24 protein-coding genes are annotated in these 23,170 nt (G+C 62.6%); 10 read left to right on the top strand and 14 right to left on the bottom strand.

Annotated elements, in window-relative coordinates:
- Window positions 1–168: 168 nt before the first annotated feature.
- Genes AA098_RS27385 through glyQ form a run of 4 tightly spaced genes read right to left on the bottom strand, consistent with a single transcriptional unit; the run spans window position 169 to window position 4,531 of the window.
- The gene (locus AA098_RS27385) at window positions 169–954 is read right to left on the bottom strand and encodes a 1-acyl-sn-glycerol-3-phosphate acyltransferase (RefSeq protein WP_010951467.1); all 786 of its coding nucleotides are present in this window, start codon (window positions 952–954) and stop codon (window positions 169–171) included.
- Window positions 955–1,001: 47 nt separating this feature from the next.
- Window positions 1,002–1,529, bottom strand: coding sequence for a D-glycero-beta-D-manno-heptose 1,7-bisphosphate 7-phosphatase (gmhB, locus tag AA098_RS27380; protein WP_003253129.1), 528 nt, complete (start codon window positions 1,527–1,529; stop codon window positions 1,002–1,004).
- Between the two features lie 3 nt (window positions 1,530–1,532).
- Window positions 1,533–3,587, bottom strand: coding sequence for a glycine--tRNA ligase subunit beta (glyS, locus tag AA098_RS27375; protein WP_003253127.1), 2,055 nt, complete (start codon window positions 3,585–3,587; stop codon window positions 1,533–1,535).
- Window positions 3,584–4,531: a glycine--tRNA ligase subunit alpha gene (glyQ, locus tag AA098_RS27370; RefSeq protein WP_003253126.1), complete on the bottom strand. Its 948-nt coding sequence runs from the start codon at window positions 4,529–4,531 to the stop codon at window positions 3,584–3,586. The genes glyS and glyQ overlap by 4 nt, the downstream gene beginning before the upstream one ends.
- 83 nt (window positions 4,532–4,614) lie before the next feature.
- On the opposite strand from glyQ, the gene AA098_RS27365 reads away from it, so the two are divergent.
- Together AA098_RS27365 and AA098_RS27360 are read left to right on the top strand one after the other, a co-directional pair.
- The gene (locus tag AA098_RS27365) at window positions 4,615–5,166 is read left to right on the top strand and encodes a DNA-3-methyladenine glycosylase I (RefSeq protein WP_003253123.1); all 552 of its coding nucleotides are present in this window, start codon (window positions 4,615–4,617) and stop codon (window positions 5,164–5,166) included.
- A gap of 41 nt (window positions 5,167–5,207) precedes the next feature.
- Window positions 5,208–6,095, top strand: a complete 888-nt coding sequence (locus tag AA098_RS27360; protein ID WP_003253121.1) for a lysophospholipid acyltransferase — start codon at window positions 5,208–5,210, stop codon at window positions 6,093–6,095.
- A 97-nt stretch (window positions 6,096–6,192) separates the two neighbouring features.
- Here the strand turns inward: AA098_RS27360 and AA098_RS27355 are convergent, their stop codons facing one another.
- The 5 genes from AA098_RS27355 to def are packed head-to-tail and all read right to left on the bottom strand — an operon-like array spanning window position 6,193 to window position 10,722.
- Window positions 6,193–6,507, bottom strand: coding sequence for a tetratricopeptide repeat protein (locus tag AA098_RS27355; protein ID WP_060538151.1), 315 nt, complete (start codon window positions 6,505–6,507; stop codon window positions 6,193–6,195).
- Window positions 6,508–6,518: 11 nt separating this feature from the next.
- Window positions 6,519–7,892: a Trk system potassium transporter TrkA gene (trkA, locus tag AA098_RS27350; RefSeq protein WP_003253117.1), complete on the bottom strand. Its 1,374-nt coding sequence runs from the start codon at window positions 7,890–7,892 to the stop codon at window positions 6,519–6,521.
- A gap of 23 nt (window positions 7,893–7,915) precedes the next feature.
- Entirely contained in the window at window positions 7,916–9,226 is a 1,311-nt protein-coding gene (gene rsmB / locus AA098_RS27345; RefSeq protein WP_003253115.1) for a 16S rRNA (cytosine(967)-C(5))-methyltransferase RsmB, read from the bottom strand.
- The gene (gene fmt / locus AA098_RS27340; protein WP_003253113.1) at window positions 9,223–10,155 is read right to left on the bottom strand and encodes a methionyl-tRNA formyltransferase; all 933 of its coding nucleotides are present in this window, start codon (window positions 10,153–10,155) and stop codon (window positions 9,223–9,225) included. The genes rsmB and fmt overlap by 4 nt, the downstream gene beginning before the upstream one ends.
- 60 nt (window positions 10,156–10,215) lie before the next feature.
- Window positions 10,216–10,722, bottom strand: coding sequence for a peptide deformylase (gene def / locus AA098_RS27335; RefSeq protein ID WP_003253111.1), 507 nt, complete (start codon window positions 10,720–10,722; stop codon window positions 10,216–10,218).
- Between the two features lie 206 nt (window positions 10,723–10,928).
- On the opposite strand from def, the gene dprA reads away from it, so the two are divergent.
- The 4 genes from dprA to AA098_RS27315 all read left to right on the top strand — a co-directional run bounded on the left by dprA (window position 10,929) and on the right by AA098_RS27315 (window position 13,704).
- Complete coding sequence (gene dprA, locus AA098_RS27330) at window positions 10,929–12,026, top strand: DNA-processing protein DprA (protein ID WP_064615147.1); 1,098 nt, start codon at window positions 10,929–10,931, stop codon at window positions 12,024–12,026.
- Window positions 12,027–12,068: 42 nt separating this feature from the next.
- A complete protein-coding gene (locus tag AA098_RS27325) occupies window positions 12,069–12,626 on the top strand; it encodes an L-threonylcarbamoyladenylate synthase (RefSeq protein WP_003253107.1) in 558 nt (185 codons plus the stop codon).
- A gap of 133 nt (window positions 12,627–12,759) precedes the next feature.
- Window positions 12,760–12,960 carry a hypothetical protein gene (locus AA098_RS27320; RefSeq protein WP_003253106.1) on the top strand — a complete coding sequence of 67 codons (201 nt, stop codon included), beginning with the start codon at window positions 12,760–12,762 and terminating at the stop codon, window positions 12,958–12,960.
- Between the two features lie 429 nt (window positions 12,961–13,389).
- Window positions 13,390–13,704: a hypothetical protein gene (locus AA098_RS27315; RefSeq protein ID WP_172835044.1), complete on the top strand. Its 315-nt coding sequence runs from the start codon at window positions 13,390–13,392 to the stop codon at window positions 13,702–13,704.
- A gap of 126 nt (window positions 13,705–13,830) precedes the next feature.
- On the opposite strand, the gene AA098_RS27310 is transcribed toward AA098_RS27315, so the two are convergent.
- Window positions 13,831–14,808, bottom strand: coding sequence for an NADPH:quinone reductase (locus tag AA098_RS27310; RefSeq protein ID WP_064615146.1), 978 nt, complete (start codon window positions 14,806–14,808; stop codon window positions 13,831–13,833).
- A 134-nt stretch (window positions 14,809–14,942) separates the two neighbouring features.
- On the opposite strand from AA098_RS27310, the gene hemF reads away from it, so the two are divergent.
- Both hemF and aroE read left to right on the top strand, forming a co-directional pair.
- On the top strand, window positions 14,943–15,854 hold the full coding sequence (gene hemF / locus AA098_RS27305) for an oxygen-dependent coproporphyrinogen oxidase (RefSeq protein ID WP_064615145.1): 912 nt from the start codon (window positions 14,943–14,945) through the stop codon (window positions 15,852–15,854).
- A gap of 25 nt (window positions 15,855–15,879) precedes the next feature.
- Entirely contained in the window at window positions 15,880–16,704 is an 825-nt protein-coding gene (aroE, locus tag AA098_RS27300; RefSeq protein ID WP_003253098.1) for a shikimate dehydrogenase, read from the top strand.
- Window positions 16,705–16,832: 128 nt separating this feature from the next.
- On the opposite strand, the gene AA098_RS27295 is transcribed toward aroE, so the two are convergent.
- The 3 genes from AA098_RS27295 to betC form a co-directional block, all read right to left on the bottom strand.
- Entirely contained in the window at window positions 16,833–18,398 is a 1,566-nt protein-coding gene (locus tag AA098_RS27295) for a SulP family inorganic anion transporter (protein ID WP_064615144.1), read from the bottom strand.
- Between the two features lie 128 nt (window positions 18,399–18,526).
- Window positions 18,527–19,450, bottom strand: coding sequence for a choline ABC transporter substrate-binding protein (gene choX / locus AA098_RS27290; protein WP_003253093.1), 924 nt, complete (start codon window positions 19,448–19,450; stop codon window positions 18,527–18,529).
- A gap of 14 nt (window positions 19,451–19,464) precedes the next feature.
- A complete protein-coding gene (betC, locus tag AA098_RS27285) occupies window positions 19,465–20,982 on the bottom strand; it encodes a choline-sulfatase (protein WP_064615143.1) in 1,518 nt (505 codons plus the stop codon).
- Window positions 20,983–21,090: 108 nt separating this feature from the next.
- Between betC and AA098_RS27280 the strand changes: the two genes are divergently transcribed.
- Window positions 21,091–21,990, top strand: a complete 900-nt coding sequence (locus AA098_RS27280) for a LysR family transcriptional regulator (protein ID WP_064615142.1) — start codon at window positions 21,091–21,093, stop codon at window positions 21,988–21,990.
- Window positions 21,991–22,111: 121 nt separating this feature from the next.
- On the opposite strand, the gene AA098_RS27275 is transcribed toward AA098_RS27280, so the two are convergent.
- A complete protein-coding gene (locus AA098_RS27275) occupies window positions 22,112–22,729 on the bottom strand; it encodes an NAD(P)H-binding protein (protein WP_003253087.1) in 618 nt (205 codons plus the stop codon).
- Between the two features lie 52 nt (window positions 22,730–22,781).
- Here AA098_RS27275 and AA098_RS27270 point away from each other — a divergent pair, with 52 nt between their 5' ends.
- The gene (locus AA098_RS27270) at window positions 22,782–23,114 is read left to right on the top strand and encodes a DOPA 4,5-dioxygenase family protein (RefSeq protein WP_003253084.1); all 333 of its coding nucleotides are present in this window, start codon (window positions 22,782–22,784) and stop codon (window positions 23,112–23,114) included.
- Window positions 23,115–23,170 lie beyond the last annotated feature (56 nt).

The following is a 23,170-nucleotide window of genomic DNA, read 5'->3' as shown; positions in this document are numbered from 1 at the left end:
CATGCCATAAAAAAACCGGCTGTAAAAGCCGGTTTTCTTATGCTTCAAAAAAACTTATGCACGATTTTCAGAAAAAATTCATACAAAGAAATAACTAGAAAATTCATACACTTAGGTATCAATTAAAGCATTTAATCCAAAAACTGCACACAAGTTATCCACAGAAGGTCAAGCCATCTGCTCCTGAGGTTTTTCCGCAGCTGGCGGCAGCGATCCCATGGCCCGCTGGGTCGCTTCGTTCCAAGCTGCAGCGCGGTCGTTGAGTTCGGCAATGGCACGTGGCCCCGTGCCGTTGGCGTACATCGGCTCACCAATTACCACTTCGATTGTACCGGCACGCTTGCCCCAACCGGTCTTGGGCCAGAACTTCCCAGCGTTGTGGGCAATCGGCAGCACCGGCAGCCCGGCATTCACGGCCAGGGCGGTACCGCCGCGCGAGAACTTGCCGATGGTGCCGAACGGTACACGGGTGCCTTCTGGGAAAATCAGCACCCACGTCTTCTGCTTGAGCAGTTCGTCACCCTTGCTCGCCACCTGGCGCAACGCTTCCTTGGGGTTGTCGCGGTTGATCGCGATGGGCCGCAGCATGGCCATGGCCCAGCCGAAGAACGGTACATACAGCAGCTCGCGCTTGAGCACCTGGCTAAGCGGCGAGAAGTACTGGGACAGGAAGAAGGTTTCCCAGGTGCTCTGGTGATTGGACAGAATCACGCAAGGCTCAGCTGGCACGTTCTCGGCGCCAGTGATCTTGTAGTCGATGCCCAGGATGGTGCGCACCAGAAACAGCGCGCAGCGGCACCAGTACACGTTGATGAACTTGTAGCGCTTGGGGAACGACAGGAACGGCGCGACGAAGAAGCTCAGCGAGCACCACAGCAGCGAACTGGTGCCCAGCAGCAGGTAAAAAAGAAAGATTCTGATCGCCTGCAGGATCGACATAGTGGCTTGTACCATTGCGGGGCATGCCCGCCTGAAGAAAAATGCGCCAGAAGGCGCACTGTTTAAATTAGTTCTCTGGCGATAGCTGCCAGATCGTCGAAAATCAGTGTAGTTTCCGGGACGCCTTTTTCCAGGGTCCGCTCGCCCTTGCCGGTCTTCACCAGCACGGGTTGTGCACCGACGGCCAGGGCGGCCTCCAGGTCACCTTTGCTGTCGCCGACGAACCAGACGCCTTCAAGGCCGATCTGGTAATGCTCGGCGATCGCCCGCAGCATGCCGGGCTTGGGCTTGCGGCAATCGCACCCTTCGTCCGGCCCATGCGGGCAATACACGATGTGGCCCACCTCGCCGCCCTGCTCGGCCACCAGCGCGCGCAGGCGCGCGTGCATGGCCTCAAGGGTTGCCAGCGGGTAGTAGCCACGGGCAATGCCGGACTGGTTGGTGGCCACGGCCACCGTCCAGCCCGCCTTGCTCAACTGCGCGATCGCATCGACCGAACCGGGGATCGGCACCCATTCTTCCAGCGTCTTGATGTACGCATCGGAGTCGTAGTTGATCACCCCGTCACGGTCGAGAATCAGCAGTTTCAAGGCTTACCCCAGCAGCGAAATGTCAGCCACGCCCAGGAACAGGCCGCGCAGACGGCTGAGCAGGGCATAACGGTTGGCACGTACCTTGGCGTCTTCGGCGTTGACCATGACCGCCTCGAAGAAGGCATCGACCGGGTCACGCAGGGCCGCCAGGCGGGCCAGCGATTCGCTGTACTGACGTGCCGCAGCCATCGGTTGCACGGCCTGGTCGGCCTGCTGGATGGCCGAGTACAGGGAGAACTCGTTGGCATTGTCGAAATACTTCGGCTCGACCTGCTCGGCGATGGCACCTTCGGCCTTGCTCAGCAGGTTCGACACGCGCTTGTTCACCGCGGCCAGGGCCTCGGCTTCCGGCAGTTTGCGGAACGCCTGCACGGCTTGTACGCGCTGGTCGAAGTCCAGGGCGGAGCCTGGCTGCAGTGCGCGTACCGACAGGTACGTGGCCACGTCGATGCCTTCGTCTTCGTAACGCGCGCGCAGGCGGTCGAAAATGAACTCCAGTACTTGCTCGGCCAGGCCGGGGGCCTTGACCTTGGCGCCGAACTGCTTGACCGCAAACTCGACTGCACCGGTCAGGTCCAGGTCCAGTTGCTTCTCGATCAGGATACGCAGCACGCCCAGAGCCGCACGGCGCAGGGCGTACGGGTCCTTGCTGCCGGTAGGCAGCATGCCGATGCCGAAGATACCCACCAGGGTGTCGAGCTTGTCGGCGATGGCCACGGCAGCACCGGTGAGGGTCTGCGGCAGCTCGGCGCCTGCACCGCGCGGCATGTACTGCTCGTTCAGGGCCAGGGCTACGTCTTCCGGCTCACCGTCGTTGAGCGCGTAGTAGTAACCGGCAACACCCTGCATTTCAGGGAATTCGCCGACCATCTCGGTGGCCAGGTCGCACTTCGACAGCAGGCCGGCACGGCCAGCGCGCTGGGCGTCGCCGCCGATCAGCGGAGCAATGAAGGCGGCCAGCCTGGAAACACGTTCCGCTTTGTCGTACACGGTGCCGAGCTGAGCCTGGAACACCACGTTCTTGAGGCGCTCGTTGAAGGTTTCCAGTGGCTGCTTCTTGTCCTGCTTGAAGAAGAACTCGGCGTCGGTCAGGCGCGGGCGCACGACTTTTTCGTTGCCTTGCACGATCTGCTTCGGGTCGCGGCTTTCGACGTTGGCCACGGTAATGAAGCGCGGCAGCAGCTTGCCTTCGCTGTCCAGCAGGCAGAAGTACTTCTGGTTGTCCTGCATGGTGGTGATCAGGGCTTCTTGCGGCACCTCGAGGAAACGCTCCTCGAACGAGCAAACCAGCGGCACCGGCCACTCGACCAGAGCGGTCACTTCGTCCAGCAGCGCCGGTGGCACGATGGCCGTGCCTTCCTGCTGCATGGCCAGCTCTGCGGTACGCTTGCTGATCAGCTCGCGGCGTTCGGCGAAGTCGGCAAGGACGTAGGCCTTGCGCAGGTCTTCGACATAGTTGGCCGGGGTAGTGATGACCACGGTTTCCGGATGATGGAAGCGGTGGCCACGGGATTCACGGCCGGCCTTCTGCGACAGAATGGTGCAGTCGACCACCTGGTCGCCCAGCAGCATTACCAGCCATTGGGTCGGGCGCACGAACTCTTCACGGCTGGCCGCCCAGCGCATGCGCTTGGGGATCGGCAGGTCGTTCAGCGAATCTTCGACGATGGTCGGCAGCAGGTCAGTGGTGGCCTTGCCCGGGATGTGCTGGGAGAAGCGCAGCTTGGGGCCGCTCTGGTCGATTTCGGCCAGTTCCACACCGCACTTCTTGGCGAAGCCCAGCGCAGCCTGGGTCGGCTCGCCTTCGGCGTTGAAGGCAGCCTGCAGGGGCGGGCCGTCGATGTTGATGCTGCGGTCAGGCTGCTGCACGTCCAGCTGGCGAATCAGCACGGCCAGACGACGCGGCGCGGCGTACACCTGCTTGCCGGCGTAGTTCAGGCCAGCAGCCTGCAGGCCTTTTTCGATACCGGCCAGGAAGGCGTCGCCGAGGCTGGCGAGGGCCTTGGGTGGCAGCTCTTCGGTGCCCAGTTCTACCAGAAAATCTTGAGCACTCATTGTGCAGCCTCCAGCTTAGCCAACACTTCGTCACGCAGTTCAGGGGTGGCCATCGGGAAGCCCAGGCGTGCGCGGGCTTGCAGATAGCTTTGCGCCACGTCCCGGGCCAGGGTACGTACACGCAGGATGTAACGCTGGCGCTCGGTTACCGAGATGGCGCGGCGGGCGTCCAGCAGGTTGAAGGTATGCGATGCCTTCAGGACCATTTCATAGGTCGGCAGCGGCAGCTCCAGCTTGATCAGGCGGTTGGCTTCGCTTTCGTAGAAATCGAACAGCTCGAACAGTTTGTCGACGTTTGCATGTTCAAAGTTGTAGGTCGACTGCTCCACCTCGTTCTGGTGGAACACGTCGCCATAGGTGACCTTGCCGAACGGGCCGTCGGCCCACACCAGGTCGTACACCGAATCGACGCCCTGGATGTACATGGCCAGGCGCTCCAGGCCGTAGGTGATTTCACCGGTGACCGGGTAGCACTCGATGCCGCCAACCTGCTGGAAGTAGGTGAACTGGGTCACTTCCATGCCGTTGAGCCAGATTTCCCAGCCCAGACCCCAGGCGCCGAGGGTCGGCGATTCCCAGTTGTCTTCGACGAAACGAATGTCGTGCACCAACGGATCCAGGCCGATGGCTTTCAGCGAGCCGAGGTACAGCTCCTGGAAGTTGGCCGGGTTCGGTTTGAGCACCACCTGGAACTGGTAGTAGTGCTGCAGGCGGTTGGGGTTTTCGCCATACCGCCCGTCGGCAGGACGACGGCTCGGCTGCACATAGGCGGCGTTCCAGGTTTCTGGACCCACGGCGCGCAGGAATGTAGCGGTGTGGAAAGTGCCGGCGCCTACTTCCATATCGTAGGGCTGAAGTACCACACAACCTTGAGCTGCCCAGTAGTTCTGCAGGGCAAGGATCAGGTCTTGGAAGGTACGCACGGCTGGCGTAGGCTGGCTCACGAAATTCACCTGTATCTGGGGATGCGGATGTAAAGAGCGGGAGTATAACCTGATTCGCCTCGCCCTCTACTCATTGGAGCCTTATGCCACGCTGCTTTTGGTGTACCGACGATCCGTTGTACCAGGCCTACCACGACCAGGAATGGGGGATGCCACAGCGCGACCCGGCGTTGCTCTTCGAGATGCTTTTGCTCGAAGGGTTCCAGGCAGGGCTTTCATGGATTACCGTTTTGCGCAAACGCGAGCGTTATCGCCAGGTGATGTACGGCTTCGACCCCGTAAAGCTGGCGGCCATGGGCGACGAACGCATCGAAGAATTGATGCAGGATGCAGGCATCATCCGCAATCGCCTCAAGCTCAAGGCTGCGCGGCGCAACGCCCAGGCCTGGCTGGCTGTGGATAACCCCGCCGAATGGCTGTGGTCGTTCGTCGGCGGCTCGCCAAAGATCAACCACTTCAAGGCGCGCGGCGACGTGCCAGCTGTTACCGATGAAGCCAAGGCAATGAGCAAGGCCTTGCAGAAAGCTGGCTTCACGTTCGTCGGTCCGACCATCTGCTACGCCTTCATGCAGGCCACCGGCATGGTCATGGACCACACCACCGACTGCGATCGCTACGCCGCCTTGTTGCGCTGAGGGGTTACAATGCGCGCCTTGCTGAAATAAGGAATTCGCCTGTGGAAAAGTTCAAGGGCGCCCTGATGGTCGGGGTGCTGCGCCTGTTTGCCAAGCTGCCCTGGGGCGCTGTGCAGCGTGTCGGCGCCGGTATTGGCTGGCTGATGTGGAAAATCCCCAACAGTTCGCGCAACGTGGTACGGATCAACCTGGCCAAGTGCTTCCCGGAGATGGACCCGGTTGCCCGTGAGCAACTGGTGGGCCAGGCGCTGCGGGATATCGGTAAATCTTTTGTCGAAAGTGCCTGTGCCTGGATCTGGCCGCCACAACGCTCGCTGGAGCTGGTCAAGGAAGTGCATGGCCTGGAAGTGCTGGAGCAGGCTTTGGCCTCAGGCAAAGGAGTGGTCGGCATCACCAGCCACCTGGGCAACTGGGAAGTGTTGAACCACTTCTACTGCAACCAGTGCAAACCGATCATCTTCTACCGCCCGCCGAAGCTGAAGGCGGTGGATGATCTGCTGCGCGAGCAGCGCGTGCAGATGGGCAATCGCGTGGCACCGTCGACCAAGGAAGGCATCCTCAGCGTGATCAAGGAAGTGCGCCGTGGTGGCCAGGTGGGTATTCCTGCCGACCCGGAGCCGGCGGAATCGGCGGGCGTGTTCGTGCCGTTCCTCGGCACCCAGGCGCTGACCAGCAAGTTCGTGCCGAACATGCTGGCCGGTGGCAAGGCGGTAGGTGTGTTCCTGCATGCGCTGCGGTTGCCGGATGGCTCGGGCTTCAAGGTGTTCCTGGAGGCGGCGCCAGAGGAGATGTACAGCACCGACGTGAATGTGTCGGCGGCGGCGATGAGCAAGGTGGTCGAGCGCTATGTGCGCGAGTACCCCAGCCAGTACATGTGGAGCATGAAGCGCTTCAAGAAGCGCCCGGCTGGCGAGCCGCGCTGGTATTAAGCCATTCACCGTCCTCTGTAGGAACGGGTTTACCCGCGAATGCGATGTTGGATTCACCGACGCATTCGCGGGTAAACCCGCTCCTACAGGGACCGCGTCAAGCCGATGTCTTGTTCAGCTTCTTGAGAAAAACGGTCATTTCTTTTTCGGCCTGCTTGTCACCATGGGCCTGCGCCGCCACGATCCCGTCTTCCCACGCCTTGCGCGCCGCCGCCAGGTCGCCCTGCAACTGATAGGCCTTGCCCAGCAGCTTCCACGCTGCCGAGTATTTCGGATCCTGCTCTACGCAGCGCGCCAGGTGCACCGCTGCTTCAGCGCCGTTGCCTTCATCCAGCCAGGCCTTGCCCAGGCCAAACCTCAGCAGCGGGTTATCCACACCTTTGGCCAGCATCTTCTCCAGCGATTCGCGCATGCCCTCTTCTCCTAGAAGAAACTCAAGCCGACGTGGAACAGCTTCTCCACATCACGAATGTGCTTTTTATCCACAACGAACAGGATCACATGGTCACCCGATTCGATCACGGTGTCGTCGTGGGCAATCATCACCTCTTCGTCACGGATGATCGCGCCGATGGTGGTTCCCGGTGGCAGGGCAATGTTCTCGATCGCCTTGCCGACCACCTTGCTCGACTTCGAATCGCCATGTGCCACCGCCTCGATCGCTTCGGCCGCACCGCGGCGCAGCGAGTGCACGCTGACAATGTCGCCCCGGCGCACGTGCGCCAGCAGGGTACCGATGGTGGCCAGCTGCGGGCTGATGGCAATGTCGATATCACCGCCCTGCACCAGGTCGACATAAGCCGGGTTGTTGATGATGGTCATCACCTTGCCTGCGCCCAGGCGCTTGGCCAGCAGCGACGACATGATGTTGGCTTCGTCATCGTTGGTCAGGGCCAGGAAAATATCGGCGTCGGCGATGTTCTCTTCGAGCATCAGGTCTTTGTCCGAAGCGCTGCCCTGCAGCACCACCGTGCTTTCGAGGGTATCGGAGAGGTGCCGACAACGCGCCGGGCTCATCTCGATGATCTTCACCTGATATCGGCTTTCGATGGCTTCCGCCAGGCGCTCGCCGATCTGCCCGCCGCCCGCGATGACAATGCGTTTATTGGTCTCGTCGATGCGGCGCAGTTCGCCCATCACCGCACGGATATCCTTCTTCGCGGCAATGAAGAACACCTCGTCGTCGGCTTCGATCACCGTGTCGCCACGCGGGGTGATCGGCCGGTCGCGACGGAAGATGGCTGCCACGCGGGTGTCGACGTTGGGCATATGCGCACGGATCTGGCGCAATTGCTGGCCGACCAGCGGGCCGCCATAGTAGGCCTTCACTGCCACGAGCTGGGCCTTGCCCTCGGCGAAGTCGATCACCTGCAGCGAGCCTGGGTGTTCGATCAGGCGCTTGATGTAATTGGTCACCACCTGCTCGGGGCTGATCAGAACGTCGACCGGGATATGGTCGTTGTCGAACAGCTCTTCGCGGGTCAGGTAGGACGATTCGCGCACCCGTGCAATCTTGGTCGGGGTATGGAACAGCGAATAGGCCACCTGGCAGGCAACCATGTTGGTCTCGTCACTGTTGGTTACCGCCACCAGCATGTCGGCGTCGTCGGCACCGGCCTGGCGCAGCACCGTCGGCAGTGAGCCGCGGCCCTGGACGGTGCGGATGTCCAGGCGGTCGCCGAGGTCGCGCAGGCGGTCGCCGTCGGTGTCGACCACGGTAATGTCGTTGGCTTCGCTGGCCAGGTGTTCAGCCAGCGTACCGCCTACCTGCCCTGCGCCGAGGATGATGATCTTCATGCGCTACTCCCTATCCTTTGTTCTTATCCGCGCGAGGCGGCGATCTTGATCAGCTTGGCATAGTAGAAACCGTCGTGGCCGCCTTCCTGGGCCAGCAGCTGACGGCCGTGGGGCTGGCGCAGGCCGGCTTCGGTCGCCAGGTCCAGCTCACGGGCGCCCGGGGTGCGGGCGAGGAAGGCTTTGATCACTTCAGTGTTTTCGGTCGGCAAGCTGGAGCAGGTGGCGTATAGCAGCATGCCGCCCACTTCCAAGGTCGGCCACAGGGCATCGAGCAGCTCGCCTTGCAGCGTGGCCAAAGCCGGGATGTCGTCGGCTTGGCGGGTCAGCTTGATGTCCGGGTGGCGGCGAATCACGCCGGTGGCCGAGCACGGCGCGTCGAGCAGAATGCGCTGGAATGGCTTGCCGTCCCACCAGCTGGCAGTGTCGCGGGCATCGCAGGCGATCAGCTCGGCGTCCAGCTGCAGGCGGTCGAGGTTTTCTCGCACGCGGGTCAGCCGCTTGGCTTCGAGGTCGATGGCCACCATGTGCGCCAGGCCAGCCTCGGCCTCCAGCAGGTGGCAGGTTTTGCCGCCCGGTGCGCAGCAAGCATCGAGCACGCGTTGACCGGGGGCCAGTTCCAGCAGGTCGGCAGATAGCTGCGCAGCTTCGTCCTGGACGCTCACCCAGCCTTCGGCGAAGCCTGGCAGGCCGCGCACGTCGCAGGCTTCGGCCAGCACGATGCCATCCCGGCTGTACTGGCATGCGCTGGCGCCGATGCCGGCTTCGGCCAGCAGTGCCAGGTAGGCATCGCGGCTATGGTGACGGCGATTGACCCGCAGAATCATCGGTGGGTGGGCATTGTTGGCGGCGCAGATGGCTTCCCACTGCTCTGGCCAGAAAGCTTTCAGCGCTTTTTGCAGCCAGCGCGGGTGCGCGGTACGCACCACCGGGTCGCGCTCCATGCCGGCGAGCAGCTCCTCGCCTTCGCGCTGTGCACGGCGCAGTACGGCATTGAGCAGGCCCTTGGCCCACGGCTTCTTCAGTTTGTCGGCACAGCCCACGGTCTCGCCGATGGCGGCATGGGCCGGAATGCGCGTGTAGAACAGCTGGTACAGGCCAACCAGCAGCAGCGCCTGAACATCGGCATCGGCTGCTTTGAAGGGTTTTTGCAGCAGCTGTGCGGCCAGCAGGTCGAGGCGTGGCTGCCAGCGTGCGGTGCCGAACGCCAGGTCTTGGGTCAGGCCGCGGTCGCGTTCATCTACCTTGTCCAGTTGCGCCGGCAGCGAACTGTTCAGCGAAGCCTTGCCGCTGAGCACAGCAGCAAGCGCACGGGCGGCGGCGAGGCGTGGGTTCATTGGCCCAGCACCTTGCCGGCGGCGAACTTCTCGCGGCGGCTGTTGAACAGGTCACTGAAGCTCAATGCCTTGCCGCCAGGCAGTTGCAGGCGGGTCAGGCTCAGGGCTTGGTCACCGCACGCAACGACGAGGCCGTCCTTGCTGGCGGAAAGTATCTCGCCCGGGGCGCCTTGGCCTGTGGACAGGTTGGCGGCCAGCACCTTGACGCTTTCACCGTCCAGCATGCTGTGGCACACCGGCCATGGGTTGAAGGCGCGGATCAGGCGTTCCAGCTCGACGGCCGGGCGGGTCCAGTCGATACGCGCTTCGTCCTTGTTCAGTTTGTGCGCGTAGGTGGCCAGCGCATCGTCCTGTATTTCGCCTTGCAGCGAACCGTCAGCCAGGCCGGCGATGGCCTGAACGACTGCGGGCGGGCCCATTTCGGCCAGGCGATCGTGCAAGGTGCCGCCGGTGTCCTCGGCGCTGATCGGGGTGACGACCTTGAGCAGCATCGGGCCGGTGTCCAGGCCGGCCTCCATGCGCATCACGGTCACGCCGCTTTCAGCGTCGCCAGCTTCCACGGCACGCTGGATCGGCGCGGCACCGCGCCAGCGTGGCAGCAGGGAAGCGTGGCTGTTGATGCAACCCAGGCGCGGGATATCCAGCACCACCTGCGGCAGGATCAGGCCGTAGGCGACCACTACCATCAGGTCTGGTTTCAGTGCGGCCAGTTCGGCCTGCGCATCGGCATTGCGCAGGGTCTGCGGCTGGAACACCGGGATGTCATGGGCCACGGCCAGTGCCTTGACCGCACTTGGCATCAGCTTTTGGCCACGGCCGGCCGGGCGGTCGGGCTGGGTGTAGACGGCCACGATCTCGTAGGGGCTGTCGAGCAGGGCCTTGAGGTGTTCGGCGGCAAACTCTGGAGTGCCTGCAAAGACGATGCGCATGGAGTTCTCGCTTCAAAAAAGAAAAAGGCTTGCCGGAGCAAGCCTTCAGGAAGGTGGGGATCAGGCTTGCTGGCGATGCTGCTTTTCCAGCTTCTTCTTGATCCGGTCGCGCTTGAGCTGCGACAGGTAGTCGACGAACAGCTTGCCGTTGAGGTGATCGAATTCGTGCTGTACGCACACCGCCAGCAGGCCTTCGCATTCCAGTTCGAACGGCTTGCCGTCGCGGTCCTGGGCCTTGACCCGGACACGCAGCGGACGGTCGACGTTCTCGTAGAAGCCCGGTACCGACAGGCAGCCCTCCTGGTACTGGCCCATGTCATGGGTCAGCTCTTCGACCGACGGGTTGATGAAGACGCGCGGTTCGCTGCGGTCTTCGCTGAGGTCCATGACCACAACCTGCTTGTGCACGTTCACCTGGGTAGCGGCCAGGCCGATGCCAGGGGCTTCGTACATGGTTTCAAACATGTCGTCGATCAGCTGACGCAGGGCGTCGTCGAACTCCGTCACCGGTTTGGCGAGGGTGCGCAGGCGCGGGTCCGGGAATTCGAGAATGTTCAAGATGGCCATAAGGTCAGGCAGTCACTGTGCGTTCGGTTGAAAACTGAGCACACATAATAAAGGGAAACGGGGATTTCGGCACCTGGCAAGCTCGTCTAGGGTGACTATGGGCTTGATAGCCCCCAATCAATGGACAGCTTTTCAAAGTGTTACTCACAGAGTTATCCACAGGTTGTGCCACGTAGATGGCCCTGTTTCGATCAAGGACGATCCCCATGCCCAGTTACCATTCGTCGCTCTGCCCGCCTGCTGAACTGGAGGCCCGATTACGCCTGCATCGCTTGCCCGAGACAGGATTGCGACGTTTTCGCACCTTGCTGGATGCGTTCGGCAGCGCCTCTAGTGCGCTTAGCGCTCCCGGTTCGGCCTGGCGAGCGTTGGGCATCCCCCAGGCTACCATCGATGCCCGGCGCAGTGCCGAGGTACGCGAGGGCGCGCTCGCCGCAATGGCCTGGTTAGAGCGCTCTGGCCAGCATTTGCTGATGTGGGACGGCCCAGACTACCCAGCCTTGCTGGCAGAAATCGACGATGCCCCGCCGCTGCTTTTTGTCGCTGGCGAACCTGCCTTGCTCGATCGTCCTCAGCTGGCGATCGTGGGCAGCAGACGTGCCACACCCCCGGCGCTCGACACCGCCCGGGCATTTTCCCGCTACCTCGCGCAGGCTGGTTTCACCATTACCAGCGGGCTGGCGGTAGGTGTCGACGGTGCCGCTCATCGGGCCGCGTTGCAGGCTGGCGGCGGCACGATTGCCGTGCTCGGTACGGGGTTGCAAAAACTTTATCCACAGCGCCATCGGGACCTTGCGCAGGCGATGATCGACAACGGCAGCGCGCTGGTTTCCGAGTATCCCCTGGATGCCGGGCCGCTGCCTGGCAACTTCCCACGGCGCAACCGCATCATCAGTGGCCTGTCGCTAGGTGTACTGGTGGTTGAGGCGAGCCTCGCCAGCGGCTCGCTGATCACGGCGCGCCTGGCCGCAGAGCAAGGCCGTGAGGTGTACGCCATTCCGGGCTCCATTCATCACCCGGGGGCCAAGGGCTGCCACCAGCTGATTCGTGATGGGGCGCTGCTGGTGGAAACTGTGGAGCAGATCCTGGAAAGCTTGCAGGGTTGGCAGAACCTGCCGCCTGCGGTTGTGGACAGATTCGACCACCCCCTGCTCGCCCTGCTGCATGCCGCACCCCAAACCAGTGAAAGCCTGGCCCACTGCAGCGAGCAGCCGCTGGCCGACGTGCTGGCGCAGTTGACCGAGCTGGAGCTGGAAGGCCGGGTCAGCAATGAAGCCGGGCGTTGGTTTGCCCGCGCGGGCTAAGTACACTGCGCACAAGCAAGGTATTCAGGCGGAGAAACAGCAATGGTGAGCAGTTTTCGTGTGCAACAAGCCGCACGTGAGATCCGGGCAGGCGCGGTGATTGCCTACCCGACGGAAGCGGTCTGGGGCCTGGGCTGCGACCCATGGAACGAGGACGCGGTGTATCGCCTGCTGGCGCTGAAGTCGCGTCCTGTGGATAAAGGGCTGATTCTGATCGCTGACAACATCCGTCAGTTCGACTTCCTGTTCGAGGACTTCCCCGAGGACTGGATCGACCGCATGGGCAGCACCTGGCCGGGGCCGAACACCTGGCTGGTGCCGCACCAGGACCTGTTGCCCGAGTGGGTGACCGGGCAGCATGACACGGTGGCGCTGCGGGTCAGTGATCACCCGGTGGTGCGTGAGCTGTGCGCGCTGGTGGGGCCGCTGATTTCCACCTCGTGCAACCCCGGCGGGCGCCCAGCGGCGAAGACCCGCTTGCGGGTTGAGCAGTACTTCCATGGCCAGTTGGATCTGGTGCTTGGCGGTGCGCTGGGCGGGCGGAAAAACCCGAGTGTGATTCGCGACCTGGCAACCGGCGAAGTCGTTCGCCCGGGTTGATACCAATCCACAGGCCTGGCTAGGGTCTTGGGCCCCTGTGGGAGCGGGCGCGCCCGCGAAGAATACAACTCGGTGCCTGGCACGGGCTTCGCCCGTGTTCGTGGGCATGCCCGCTCCCGAAAGTGTCACGCACATGACTGCCCTTCGCAGCACGTTTGGTCGCGATGATGGCTATGGTAACGAGGTCTTCGATGAGGCGATTTTTGAACTGACGGCCCGCAAGCCCAAGGCAGAGCTCTATTCCATCATCCCGAAAGGGGATAGAAACAAGCCAAAAAATAAAGGCCGCTTAAGCGGCCTAAATGGCGGGGATGCACTCGCCCGGATAACTTGAAACTCAACCGGCGCACCAGCACTTCCTCAAGCAGAAATGCTACGTTTCCGAATCTGTACGGTCAAGCCGGGATCTTTTTCTCGCGTGCTGTAGATGGGCCTTCTGTGGCTTTCTAGGTGATCAGGGTTTTCTGATTATTGCCAAAATGTCTGTCCAGCTGGGCACTTCGGAAATATCCTACGACCCGCGTCCTCTGCCATCACCTTCTCAGTGGGAACCTCTGCCCCTAGGCTCAAACCGTCGCCGAACAACTTGGCGATCGGGTGTGGTAACCCGGGTTCTGGGTGATCTTGGCAGTCCATGGCGGCTGTTCGCAGGAGGCTTCGTGCCTGCTGGGTTTTAGATCTCCCACCCGGTTTACCACCCTGCGTACAGCTGCCACCCATTCGTGTGGTAACGACTGGGTGGGCCATGAAGCGAGATCTAGTGATGAAGAAGATTGTTCCTGATCCACCCCTACCCTGCACCTCCACCCGCCCCTTCGGCCGCTGCGATGCCGGCCACGATCCACTCTTCACCGTCAACCCAAACATTTCTGCCGAGGACGCTCTGGTCCACGTAGCCCTGTACCTGCGCAGCGCTTACGAAACCGGCTACAAAGCTTTGGACTACATGCGTGAAGAAGGCCGTGGCATGTTCTGGTCGAACCTGCATGCGATTGAGATGGCAGAGGGTGTGATCGAGGCGATACTCGATGGCATCGAGTCGACGCCATCGCCGTCACGCCCAGCCTCCAAGGCATAGCGCTGCTATCGAGGTCGACGCAGTACCTGTGGGAGCGGGCTTGCCCGCGAACACCGGCAAAGCCGGTGCCATCCATTGCGGTGGCTTCTTCGCGGGTAAACCCGCTCCTACAGGGATGTGTGTGGCTCAGGGGATTAGTACAGTCGATCCTACAGTCCGCCGCGCCGACAGCTCTGCCTGCGCCTTGGCCGCCTCGCTCAGTGGATACCGCTGCTGGATATCCACAACCAGCTTCCCGCTCGCAATCATCGCAAACAGGTCATCGGCCATGGCCTGGGTGTTCTCGGCATTGTTGGCATAGGTGGCCAAGGTCGGCCGGGTGACATACAGCGAGCCCTTCTGCGCCAGGATCCCCAGGTTCACCCCGCTCACCGCACCGGAAGCGTTGCCAAAGCTCACCATCAACCCGCGCGGGCGCAGGCAGTCCAGCGAGGTCAGCCAGGTGTCGGCACCCACGCCGTCATACACCACCGGGCATTTCTTGCCGTCGGTCAGCTCCAGTACGCGCTTGGCCACATCTTCATGGCTGTAGTCGATGGTCGCCCATGCCCCCAGCGCCTTGGCCCGTTCGGCCTTCTCGGCAGAGCTCACGGTGCCTATCAGCTTGGCGCCCAGGGCCTTGGCCCATTGGCAGGCCAGCGACCCTACACCACCGGCTGCGGCATGGAACAGGATCACATCGCCCGCCTTCACTTCATGGGTCTGCTTTAGCAGGTACTGAACGGTCAAACCCTTGAGCATCACCGCTGCCGCCTGCTCGAAGCTGATGGTGTCCGGCAGTTTGACCAGGTTGGCTTCCGGTAGCGTATGCACCTCGCTGTAGGCGCCCAGCGGGCCACCGGCATGTGCCACACGGTCTCCTACCTTCAATCGGGACACGCCTTCGCCCACGGCCTCTACCACACCTGCCGCTTCGGTACCCAGGCCAGAAGGCAGGGACGGCGGCGCATACAGCCCGCTTCGGAAGTAGGTATCGATGAAGTTCAGGCCGATCGCATGGTTACGCACACGCACCTGCTGTGGCCCGGGCGGGGTGGGTTCGAATTCCACAAACTGCAGCACTTCCGGGCCGCCATGCTGGCTGAACTGGATACGCTTGGCCATCTCGCACTCCTGTAGTCGGGATCGGGAAAGGCCTTCTATCGGACGCCTTTGCTTGGTCGTCGTCAACTGCGGCGCGCGCGCTGGCGGTGGTATGCTACGCGGCGAATTCTTCCCTGCCCGTTCCTGGTGACCCGATGACTAGCCGCACCGAGGCCGTGAAAGCCTACCTGCTCGACCTGCAAGACCGCATCTGCTCTGCCCTCGAAACAGAAGACGGCGGTGCCCGCTTCGTCGAGGACGCCTGGGTGCGCGAAGCCGGTGGCGGGGGCCGCACGCGGGTTATCGGTGAGGGCAACGTGATCGAAAAAGGCGGGGTCAACTTCTCCCATGTGTTTGGTGCCGGCCTGCCGCCGTCGGCCAGTGCCCACCGCCCCGAGCTGGCAGGCCGTGGCTTCGAAGCCTTGGGCGTGTCGCTGGTGATACACCCGCACAACCCGCATGTGCCGACTTCCCACGCCAACGTTCGCTTCTTCATCGCCGAAAAGGAAGGTGAAGAGGCCGTATGGTGGTTCGGCGGCGGCTTTGACCTGACGCCATACTATGGCAACGAAGAAGACTGCGTTCATTGGCACCGAGTGGCCGAGCAGGCCTGCGCGCCGTTTGGCGCCGATGTGTACCCACGCTACAAGGCCTGGTGCGACCGCTACTTCCACCTCAAGCACCGTGGTGAGCCACGTGGTATCGGCGGCTTGTTCTTCGATGACCTGAACGAGTGGGACTTCGACACGTGCTTCGCCTTCATCCGCGCCATCGGCGATGCCTACATCAACGCCTACCTGCCGATTGTCCAGCGCCGCAAGAACACGCCCTACACCCCGCAACAGCGCGAGTTCCAGGAATACCGCCGCGGCCGCTACGTGGAGTTCAATCTGGTCTACGATCGTGGCACCCTGTTCGGCCTGCAATCCGGTGGCCGTACCGAGTCCATCCTCATGTCGCTGCCGCCTCAGGTGCGCTGGGGCTACGACTGGAAGGCTGCACCCGGCAGCGAAGAAGCGCGCCTGACCGAGTATTTCCTGCAGGACCGCGACTGGCTCGGCCAGTAAGCCTGTGGATAACCAAGGAGCCGTCATGGACCAGTACGTCGTTTTTGGTAACCCCATCGGCCACAGCAAGTCGCCGCTGATCCACCGCCTGTTCGCCGAGCAGACCGGTCAGGACCTGGAATATGCCACGCTGCTGGCGCCGTTGGACGAGTTCAGCGACTGCGCGCGTGGCTTCTTCAAGCAAGGCAGTGGCGGTAATGTCACCGTGCCGTTCAAGGAAGAGGCCTACCGCCTGTGCGACAGCCTGACCCCGCGTGCCCGGCGCGCAGGCGCAGTGAACACGCTGAGCAAGCTGGCTGATGGCACCCTGCAGGGCGACAACACCGACGGCGCTGGCTTGGTGCGCGACCTGACGGTGAATGCCGGGGTCGAGCTGGCTGGCAAGCGCATTCTCATCCTCGGTGCCGGTGGCGCCGTGCGCGGCGTGCTGGAGCCTATTCTGGCGCACAAGCCGCAGTCGCTGGTGATTGCCAACCGTACCGTGGAAAAGGCCGAGCAGCTGGCGCGCGAGTTCGATGAACTGGGGCCGGTGGTGGCCAGCGGGTTTGCCTGGTTGCAGGAGCCTGTGGATGTAATCATCAACGCCACCTCGGCGAGCCTGGCCGGGGAGTTGCCGCCTATTGCCGACAGTCTGGTCGAGGCGGGTCGTACGGTTTGCTACGACATGATGTATGGCAAGGAGCCGACGCCGTTTTGCCAGTGGGCTACCAAGCTGGGGGCTGCCAAGGTATTGGATGGGCTGGGGATGCTGGCTGAGCAGGCGGCTGAGGCCTTCTTTATCTGGCGTGGCGTGAGGCCGGATACGGCGCCGGTGTTGGCTGAACTGCGCCGGCAACTCGCTCGGGGCTGAGATGGCCGGGGCCGCTTTGCGGCCCTATCGCGACGCAAGGCCGCTCCCACAAAGTAAGTCGTACGCCGATCCTCTGTGGGAGCGGCCTCGTGTCGCGATGGGCTGCAAAGCAGCCCCAGGACCCAACCTCATTCCTCAAACCGGATCGGGCACAACTCCACCCCTTCCAGCTTCTGCAACTCCTCGATCACTTGGGGCCTGGCCCGGTGCAAGGTCAAACTCCCCCCCAATCGCCGCAACCTTCGTGCCTCACGGTGCAACATATCCACACCCGAGTAATCGATGAAATTCACCTGCCGAGCATCGATCACTACATGCGGCCCTTGGCAGCGCTGCAAGCGCACCTGCAGGTAATGCGCCGCACCAAAGAAAATCGACCCACCTACCCGCAAGACATCCGCGTCCCCTTCACGGCTTTGTTGGATCCGTGGTCGTGAGGTGCGCTTCAAATAGAAGAACAGCGAAGCCAGCACCCCGGCATAGATGGCTGTCTGCAGCTCCAGCAGCAATGTCGCTGCAGCTGTCAGCGCCATCACCAGAAACTCCGAGCGGCTGACCCGGAACAATGCACGGATCCCTCGGTGGTCCACCAACCCCCAGCAGATCAGCAAAATGCTGCCGGCCATGGCCGGTATCGGCAGGTGCGCGATCAGGCCGGCGCCGGTCACGGCGAACAACGCCACCCACACCGCAGAAAACACCCCGGCCATCGGTGAGCGGGCGCCCGCCTCGTAGCTCAGGCCCGAGCGGGTGAAGGAGCCGGCAGACAGGTAACCAGAGAAAAATGCACCGGCAATGTTCGACAGGCCCTGTGCGCGTATTTCCTGGTCCGGGTCGATCAGCTGTTCTGAACGTGCCGATAGCGAGCGAGCAATCGACAGGCTGGTGACCAACCCCAGCATGCCTACCGCCACGGCGCTGGGCAGCAGACGCAGCATGAGCTCCACGTCCAGCAAAGGCAGCGGGCTGAAAGGCGGGAGTTGCCCGGTGAACGCTGCCACCCGCGGCACATGGCCAAAGAAGCCCGGCACCAGCCAGGCCAGCAAGCTGACCAGGATCAGGCTTATCAACAGGCTCGGCCAGCGTGGGCGCCAGAGCTTGAAGGCCACGCCGATCACTACGGTGGCCAGGCCCAGCAGCAAGGAAGGCAGGTCGACCTCGCCTGCGTGGCTGGCCAGGTCTTGCACGGTCTTCAGCGCGGTGGCCTGGCTGGGCAGTGCCATGCCCAGCAGGTTAGGTAACTGCCCCAAGGCAATGACGATGGCGGCACCTAGCGTGAAGCCGAGCACCACGGAATGGGAGACGAAGTTGACCAGCGCGCCGAAGCGCAACAGCCCGAGCAGCAGCTGGAAAATGCCGCCAAGGAAGGTCAGCAGCAACACCAGCGTGATGTAGTCAGCGCTACCGGCCACGGCCAGCGGGCTGATGCTGGCGTAGAGCACGATGGAAATGGCGGCTGTCGGGCCGCAGATCAGGTGCCAGGAAGAGCCCCACAGGCAGGCGATCAGTACCGGCACGATGGCGGCGTAAAGCCCGTATTCGGCGGGCAGGCCGGCGATCAGGGCGTAGGCGATGGATTGCGGCAGGGCGAGGATGGCGCCGCTCAGGCCTACCAGCAGGTCCTGGCGCAGGCTGCGGCCCGATTGGCGGGGAAGCCAGCTGAGGAAGGGCAGCAGGTGGATGATGCGATGCATGAGATATTCACATTTCCGAAGGTCCACTGTCCCCTTGTAGGCGCGGGTTTACCCGCGAATACGGCGGTACATTCACTGCAGCATTCGCGGGTAAACCCGCTCCTACAAGGGGCGCGTCGTGTCTGAGATTACAGTTTGGCTTTGACGGCCTCCAGGGCATCACCATCGGCCTTGGTGGTAACCCCGGCCAACCACCCATCCAACCGTTCAGGGTGCGCTTTCACCCAGGCCTTGGCCGCTTCATCGAAGCTGATCTTCTTGTCCACAACCTCTGCCATGATGCTGTTTTCCATGTCCAGTGTGAACTTGAGGTTACCTAGCAGCTTCGCCGCATTCGGGCAGGCTTGTGGATAACCCTTGCGGGTCAGCGTGTATACCTCGCCCTTGCTGCCGAACCATTTTTCACCACCGGTCAGGTAATGCATTTTCAGTTTCACGTTCATCGGGTGCGGGGTCCAGCCAAGGAAGGTGATGAATTGCTGCTTCTTCACCGCCCGGTCGACCTGGGCCAGCATCGCCTGCTCGCTGGACTCCACCAGCTTCCACTGGCCGAGGTTGAATTCATTCTTGTCGATGATTGCCTTGAGCGATAGGTTGGCCGGGGCGCCGGAGCCGATTCCGTACAGCTTTTTGTCGAACTGCCCGGCGTGTTTTTGCAGGTCAGCGAAGTCCTTCACCCCGGCATTCCACACATAGTCGGGCACTGCGAGGGTGAACTCGGTTCCCTCCAGGTTGCGCGACAGCTGCTGCACGTCGCCGTTGGCGATGAACTTGTCATGGAAGCCTTGCTGCGCCGGCATCCAGTTGCCGAGGAAGGCGTCAACCTGGCCGTCCTTGAGGCCGCCGTAGATGATCGGTACGGCCAGGCTGTCGATCTTCACCTGGTAACCCAGGCTTTCCAGTAACAGGCGTGCCACGGCATTGGTCGAGGCAATATCACTCCAGCCGGGGTCGGCCATTTTCACGGTACTGCATTGCGCATCGCTGTCTGCGGCGTGGGCCGTGGTGGCGCTCAGGGCCAGGACGAACACGGCGGCGGAGAACTTGTGCATGGCGGCCTCTCTTCTCAATCCAGGGGGGCGGGCTGTGGATAACGTGCCTTGCGCTCGAGGTCATCGAGATCGATGTGGTTGCGCATGTACTGTTGGCTGGCGTCCACCAGTGGTTGGTGATCCCAGCTTTTCAGCTTGCCGATGGCCAGCGCTTCGGCCACCAGCCGGCGGCGGCGCTGGCTGGCCAGCACCTGCTGGCGCAGGCTGGGGATGTCCCAGCGCTGTTGTGCTTCATCGACAAATGCCTGCAGCAGCACCTGGTGGTCCGGGCTGCCGGTGAGGTTCTCCCGCTCGTGCGGGTCGCGGCTCAGGTCATAGAGTAGGCATGGGTCGTCTTCGCTGTACACGAACTTGTAGGGCCCGCGGCGGATCATCATCAGCGGGCCGACGGTGCCTTCGGCCATATACTCGCCGATCACCTCGTCGTGACCGCCCTGCCCTTGCAGGTGGCCCAGCAGTGAGCGGCCGTCCAGCTGCAGGTCTTTATCCACAGCGCCGCCAGCCAGTTCGACCAAGGTTGGCAACAGGTCGCAGGTCGACACCGAGGCAGTGACCCGGCCCGCTGCGAAGCGCTTCGGCGAATGGATCAGCAGCGGCACCCGCGCCGACATTTCTAACCAGTGCATTTTGTACCAGAGGCCACGCTCGCCAAGCATGTCGCCGTGGTCGCCGGAAAACACGATCAGTGTGTCATCGGCCAGGTTGCATTCCTCCAGGGTCTGCAGCAATTGGCCAATATTGTCATCGATATAGCTGCAAGCGCCGAAGTAGGCGCGGCGGGCGTCGCGGACCTTGTCCACAGGCAGCGGCTTGTTCCACAGGTCGTAGACTTTCAGCAGGCGCTGGGAGTGCGGGTCGAGTGCTGCCTGGCTGAACTCGGCACGGGGCATGGGGATATCCACACCTTCGTAGCGGTCCCAGTAGCGTTTGGCAATGGTGTAGGGGTCGTGCGGGTGCGTCATCGAAACGGTCAGGCAAAATGGCCGGCCATCGTTTTCGCGCACATGGTCGTACAGGTACTGGCGCGCCTTGAACACCACCTCCTCGTCGAAATCCAGCTGATTGGTGCGCACGCACGGACCGGCCTGCAGCACCGAGGACATGTTGTGGTACCAGCTTGGACGCACATCGGGTTCGTCCCAGTTCACCGCCCAACCGTAGTCGGCCGGGTAGATGTCGCTGGTCAGGCGTTCTTCGTAGCCGTGCAACTGGTCCGGGCCGCAGAAGTGCATCTTGCCCGACAGCGCGGTGCGGTAGCCCAGGCGACGCAGGTAATGGGCGTAGGTCGGCACATCGGCAGGGAAGTCGGCCGCGTTATCGTAGGCGCCAATGCGGCTGGGCAACTGACCGCTGACCAGGGTGAAGCGTGATGGCGCGCACAGTGGGCTGTTGCAGTAGGCCGAGTCGAACACCACGGCTTGCTCGGCCAGGCGGCCGAGGTGCGGCATCTTGATGGGCGAAGGGCCGTAGATGGGCAGCAAGGGCGCGGCCATCTGGTCGGCCATGATGAACAGGATATTCGGACGCGTCATGGTGGCTCCCATCGTTGAGGGTTATGCGAACTGCTTGCCTACCAAGATGCGACTGTGGATAACATGGGTAAAGCCCATGGCGGGCAATGACTGGGATTAGCCAAGCTTATGTTTGACCACCTTGCCGGGTTGTCGCTGGATACCCTGCGCGTATTCGAGGCTGCTGCACGCCTGCGTGGCTTTACCGCTGCGGCGCTGGAGTTGGGTACCACGCAGCCGGCAGTGAGCCAGCAGGTGAAGCGCTTGGAGGCACAGTTGGGCACGCGCCTGTTTGACCGCATTTACCGGGGCATCGAGCTGACCGAGGCTGGCCAGGTGCTGTTCGAACAGGTGCATCAGGGGCTGCAGACCATGGATGACGGTATTGCCCAGGCCAGCGGGCGCGGCCAGCGCGAAGTGCTGCAGGTCGCCACCGACTTTGCCTTTGCGGCGTTCTGGCTGATGCCAAGGCTGCAGCGCTTTCATCAGGCTTATCCACAGGTGGATGTGAGCCTGGTGACGGGTGAGCGCAGCCAGGGCATGTTGCGCCCGGACATCGATGTGGCGGTGCTGTTTGGCGATGGACGCTTTCACCAAGGAGAAAGCCGCTGGCTATTCGATGAGGAAGTGTTCCCGGTGTGCAGCCCCCATCTGATTCATGGCAAAGCCTTGTCAGCTGTGGCTTTGCAACGATTGCCGCTGCTGCATCTGAAGGGCGAGCAGGCCAGCCGCTGGTTTGACTGGACGGGGGTATTTCGTGGGTTTGGTGTGGACAGCCCACCGCCGGCGGGGCAGTTGCGGTTTGATAACTATACCTTGCTGATTCAGGCAGCGATTGCCGGGCAAGGGGTGGCGATTGGCTGGGCTCACCTGGTGGATGGATTGGTGGAGCAAGGGTTGCTGTGTCGGCCGCTGGAGGGGAGTTTGCGCTCGGAACGCGGCTATTACGCAGTTTTGCCGCCGCGCAAGCGGCGTGGGGCGTTGATCGAGCGGTTCGTGGATTGGTTGGAGCAGGAGCGCAGCCTTTGAGATTTTGGGGCCGCTTTGCGGCCCATCGCGACACAAGGCCGCTCCCAAAAAGACACTGCGCACGCCGGCCCATGTGGGAGCGGCCTTGCGTCGCGATGGGCTGCGCAGCAGCCCCGGCAACCTAGACCACGAAGTTCAGATGCTCGCCCCGGTGCAAGTCCAGCTCCAGCATGTCCACCATCCCCGCTGCGATCCTGGCCAAGCGCCGCAACGGCTCAGCCAGCCCAGGCTCCAGCGTCCCTTCGGTATTGCGAAAATGCTCCATGCCCAACCCGGCCAGTTCCTGCGGTGCATTGATCAGCGTCCAGTGCAACGCACTGCGCTGCAACCCATCAACCACTTGGGCCACGCAATCCCGCTCCATCTCGCTGTACTTGCTCGGCTCATCCAGCACATCGAAATCGCCCACAAGCAGCAGCCGGCGTATAGTCGTATGCGCAAGCCCCGCCACCAGCGCCTCGCTCAAGCGTGCCTGCCCCGGCAGGTCACCCGGCGCCAGCGCTGGTAACAGGGCGATCACCGCCGAGCCGCCCGCTGCGCCCTGCTCCGCCTGGTGGGCATCACCCAGCCCCCCTATCTTGAAGTGCAGGCCCGGGCGCGGTGAATGGCGGTTGAGGTCGTCCACCACGGCGATGACTTCGTGCTGGCGCGACAGCAGCTCGACCATCAGGGCATTGCCCAGGCTGCTTTCAGGCCCGAACAGGACCAGTTTGAACACTGGGGTTTCGGCGTTTTTCACTGCATCACTCCCGTTGCAGGTGGTGATGGTTGGACCGCAATCAGGAGTTATCGTGCAGAGGATCAAGGGTTACCACGCCCACGTTTATTACGACGCAGCCACCATGGAGCAGGCCCGGGAACTGTGCGAGGAGGCGGCGCGGCTGTTCCCCGTGACCATGGGGCGCATGCACCAGAAACCGGTTGGGCCGCATCCGGACTGGAGTTGCCAGCTGGCGTTCGGGCCCGAAGTGGTGGGGGTGGTGTTGCCTTGGTTGGCGCTGTACCGCAAGGGCCTGGTGGTATTCATGCATCCGGAAACCGGGGATGAACTGGCGGATCACCGGGATCATGCGATCTGGATGGGGGCCGTGCGGCCCTTGAATCTGTCGATTTTTGGGGGCTAGGCGGGGGTAGCCTGTGCTGGCCTCTTCGCGGGTGAACCCGCTCCTACAACGATATC

It is taken from the genome of Pseudomonas sp. JY-Q (assembly GCF_001655295.1).
GTDB lineage: Bacteria > Pseudomonadota > Gammaproteobacteria > Pseudomonadales > Pseudomonadaceae > Aquipseudomonas > Aquipseudomonas alloputida.
The sequence above is the reverse complement of the archived record's forward strand: the minus strand, read 5'-3'. Positions and strand labels throughout refer to the sequence as shown.

Coding starts and splice junctions, on each gene's coding strand:
- AA098_RS27355 (WP_060538151.1), bottom strand. CDS start 6,507: ATGCGCGAATCGCTGGAGAAGATGCTGGCCAAAGGTGTGGATAACCCG.
- AA098_RS27320 (WP_003253106.1), top strand. CDS start 12,760: ATGACTGCCCTTCGCAGCACGTTTGGTCGCGATGATGGCTATGGTAAC.
- AA098_RS27385 (WP_010951467.1), bottom strand. CDS start 954: ATGGTACAAGCCACTATGTCGATCCTGCAGGCGATCAGAATCTTTCTT.
- trkA (WP_003253117.1), bottom strand. CDS start 7,892: ATGAAGATCATCATCCTCGGCGCAGGGCAGGTAGGCGGTACGCTGGCT.
- AA098_RS27325 (WP_003253107.1), top strand. CDS start 12,069: ATGGTGAGCAGTTTTCGTGTGCAACAAGCCGCACGTGAGATCCGGGCA.
- AA098_RS27295 (WP_064615144.1), bottom strand. CDS start 18,398: ATGCATCGCATCATCCACCTGCTGCCCTTCCTCAGCTGGCTTCCCCGC.
- rsmB (WP_003253115.1), bottom strand. CDS start 9,226: ATGAACCCACGCCTCGCCGCCGCCCGTGCGCTTGCTGCTGTGCTCAGC.
- AA098_RS27365 (WP_003253123.1), top strand. CDS start 4,615: ATGCCACGCTGCTTTTGGTGTACCGACGATCCGTTGTACCAGGCCTAC.
- glyS (WP_003253127.1), bottom strand. CDS start 3,587: ATGAGTGCTCAAGATTTTCTGGTAGAACTGGGCACCGAAGAGCTGCCA.
- betC (WP_064615143.1), bottom strand. CDS start 20,982: ATGACGCGTCCGAATATCCTGTTCATCATGGCCGACCAGATGGCCGCG.
- AA098_RS27315 (WP_172835044.1), top strand. CDS start 13,390: ATGAAGAAGATTGTTCCTGATCCACCCCTACCCTGCACCTCCACCCGC.
- AA098_RS27280 (WP_064615142.1), top strand. CDS start 21,091: ATGTTTGACCACCTTGCCGGGTTGTCGCTGGATACCCTGCGCGTATTC.
- def (WP_003253111.1), bottom strand. CDS start 10,722: ATGGCCATCTTGAACATTCTCGAATTCCCGGACCCGCGCCTGCGCACC.
- aroE (WP_003253098.1), top strand. CDS start 15,880: ATGGACCAGTACGTCGTTTTTGGTAACCCCATCGGCCACAGCAAGTCG.
- dprA (WP_064615147.1), top strand. CDS start 10,929: ATGCCCAGTTACCATTCGTCGCTCTGCCCGCCTGCTGAACTGGAGGCC.
- choX (WP_003253093.1), bottom strand. CDS start 19,450: ATGCACAAGTTCTCCGCCGCCGTGTTCGTCCTGGCCCTGAGCGCCACC.
- hemF (WP_064615145.1), top strand. CDS start 14,943: ATGACTAGCCGCACCGAGGCCGTGAAAGCCTACCTGCTCGACCTGCAA.
- fmt (WP_003253113.1), bottom strand. CDS start 10,155: ATGCGCATCGTCTTTGCAGGCACTCCAGAGTTTGCCGCCGAACACCTC.
- AA098_RS27310 (WP_064615146.1), bottom strand. CDS start 14,808: ATGGCCAAGCGTATCCAGTTCAGCCAGCATGGCGGCCCGGAAGTGCTG.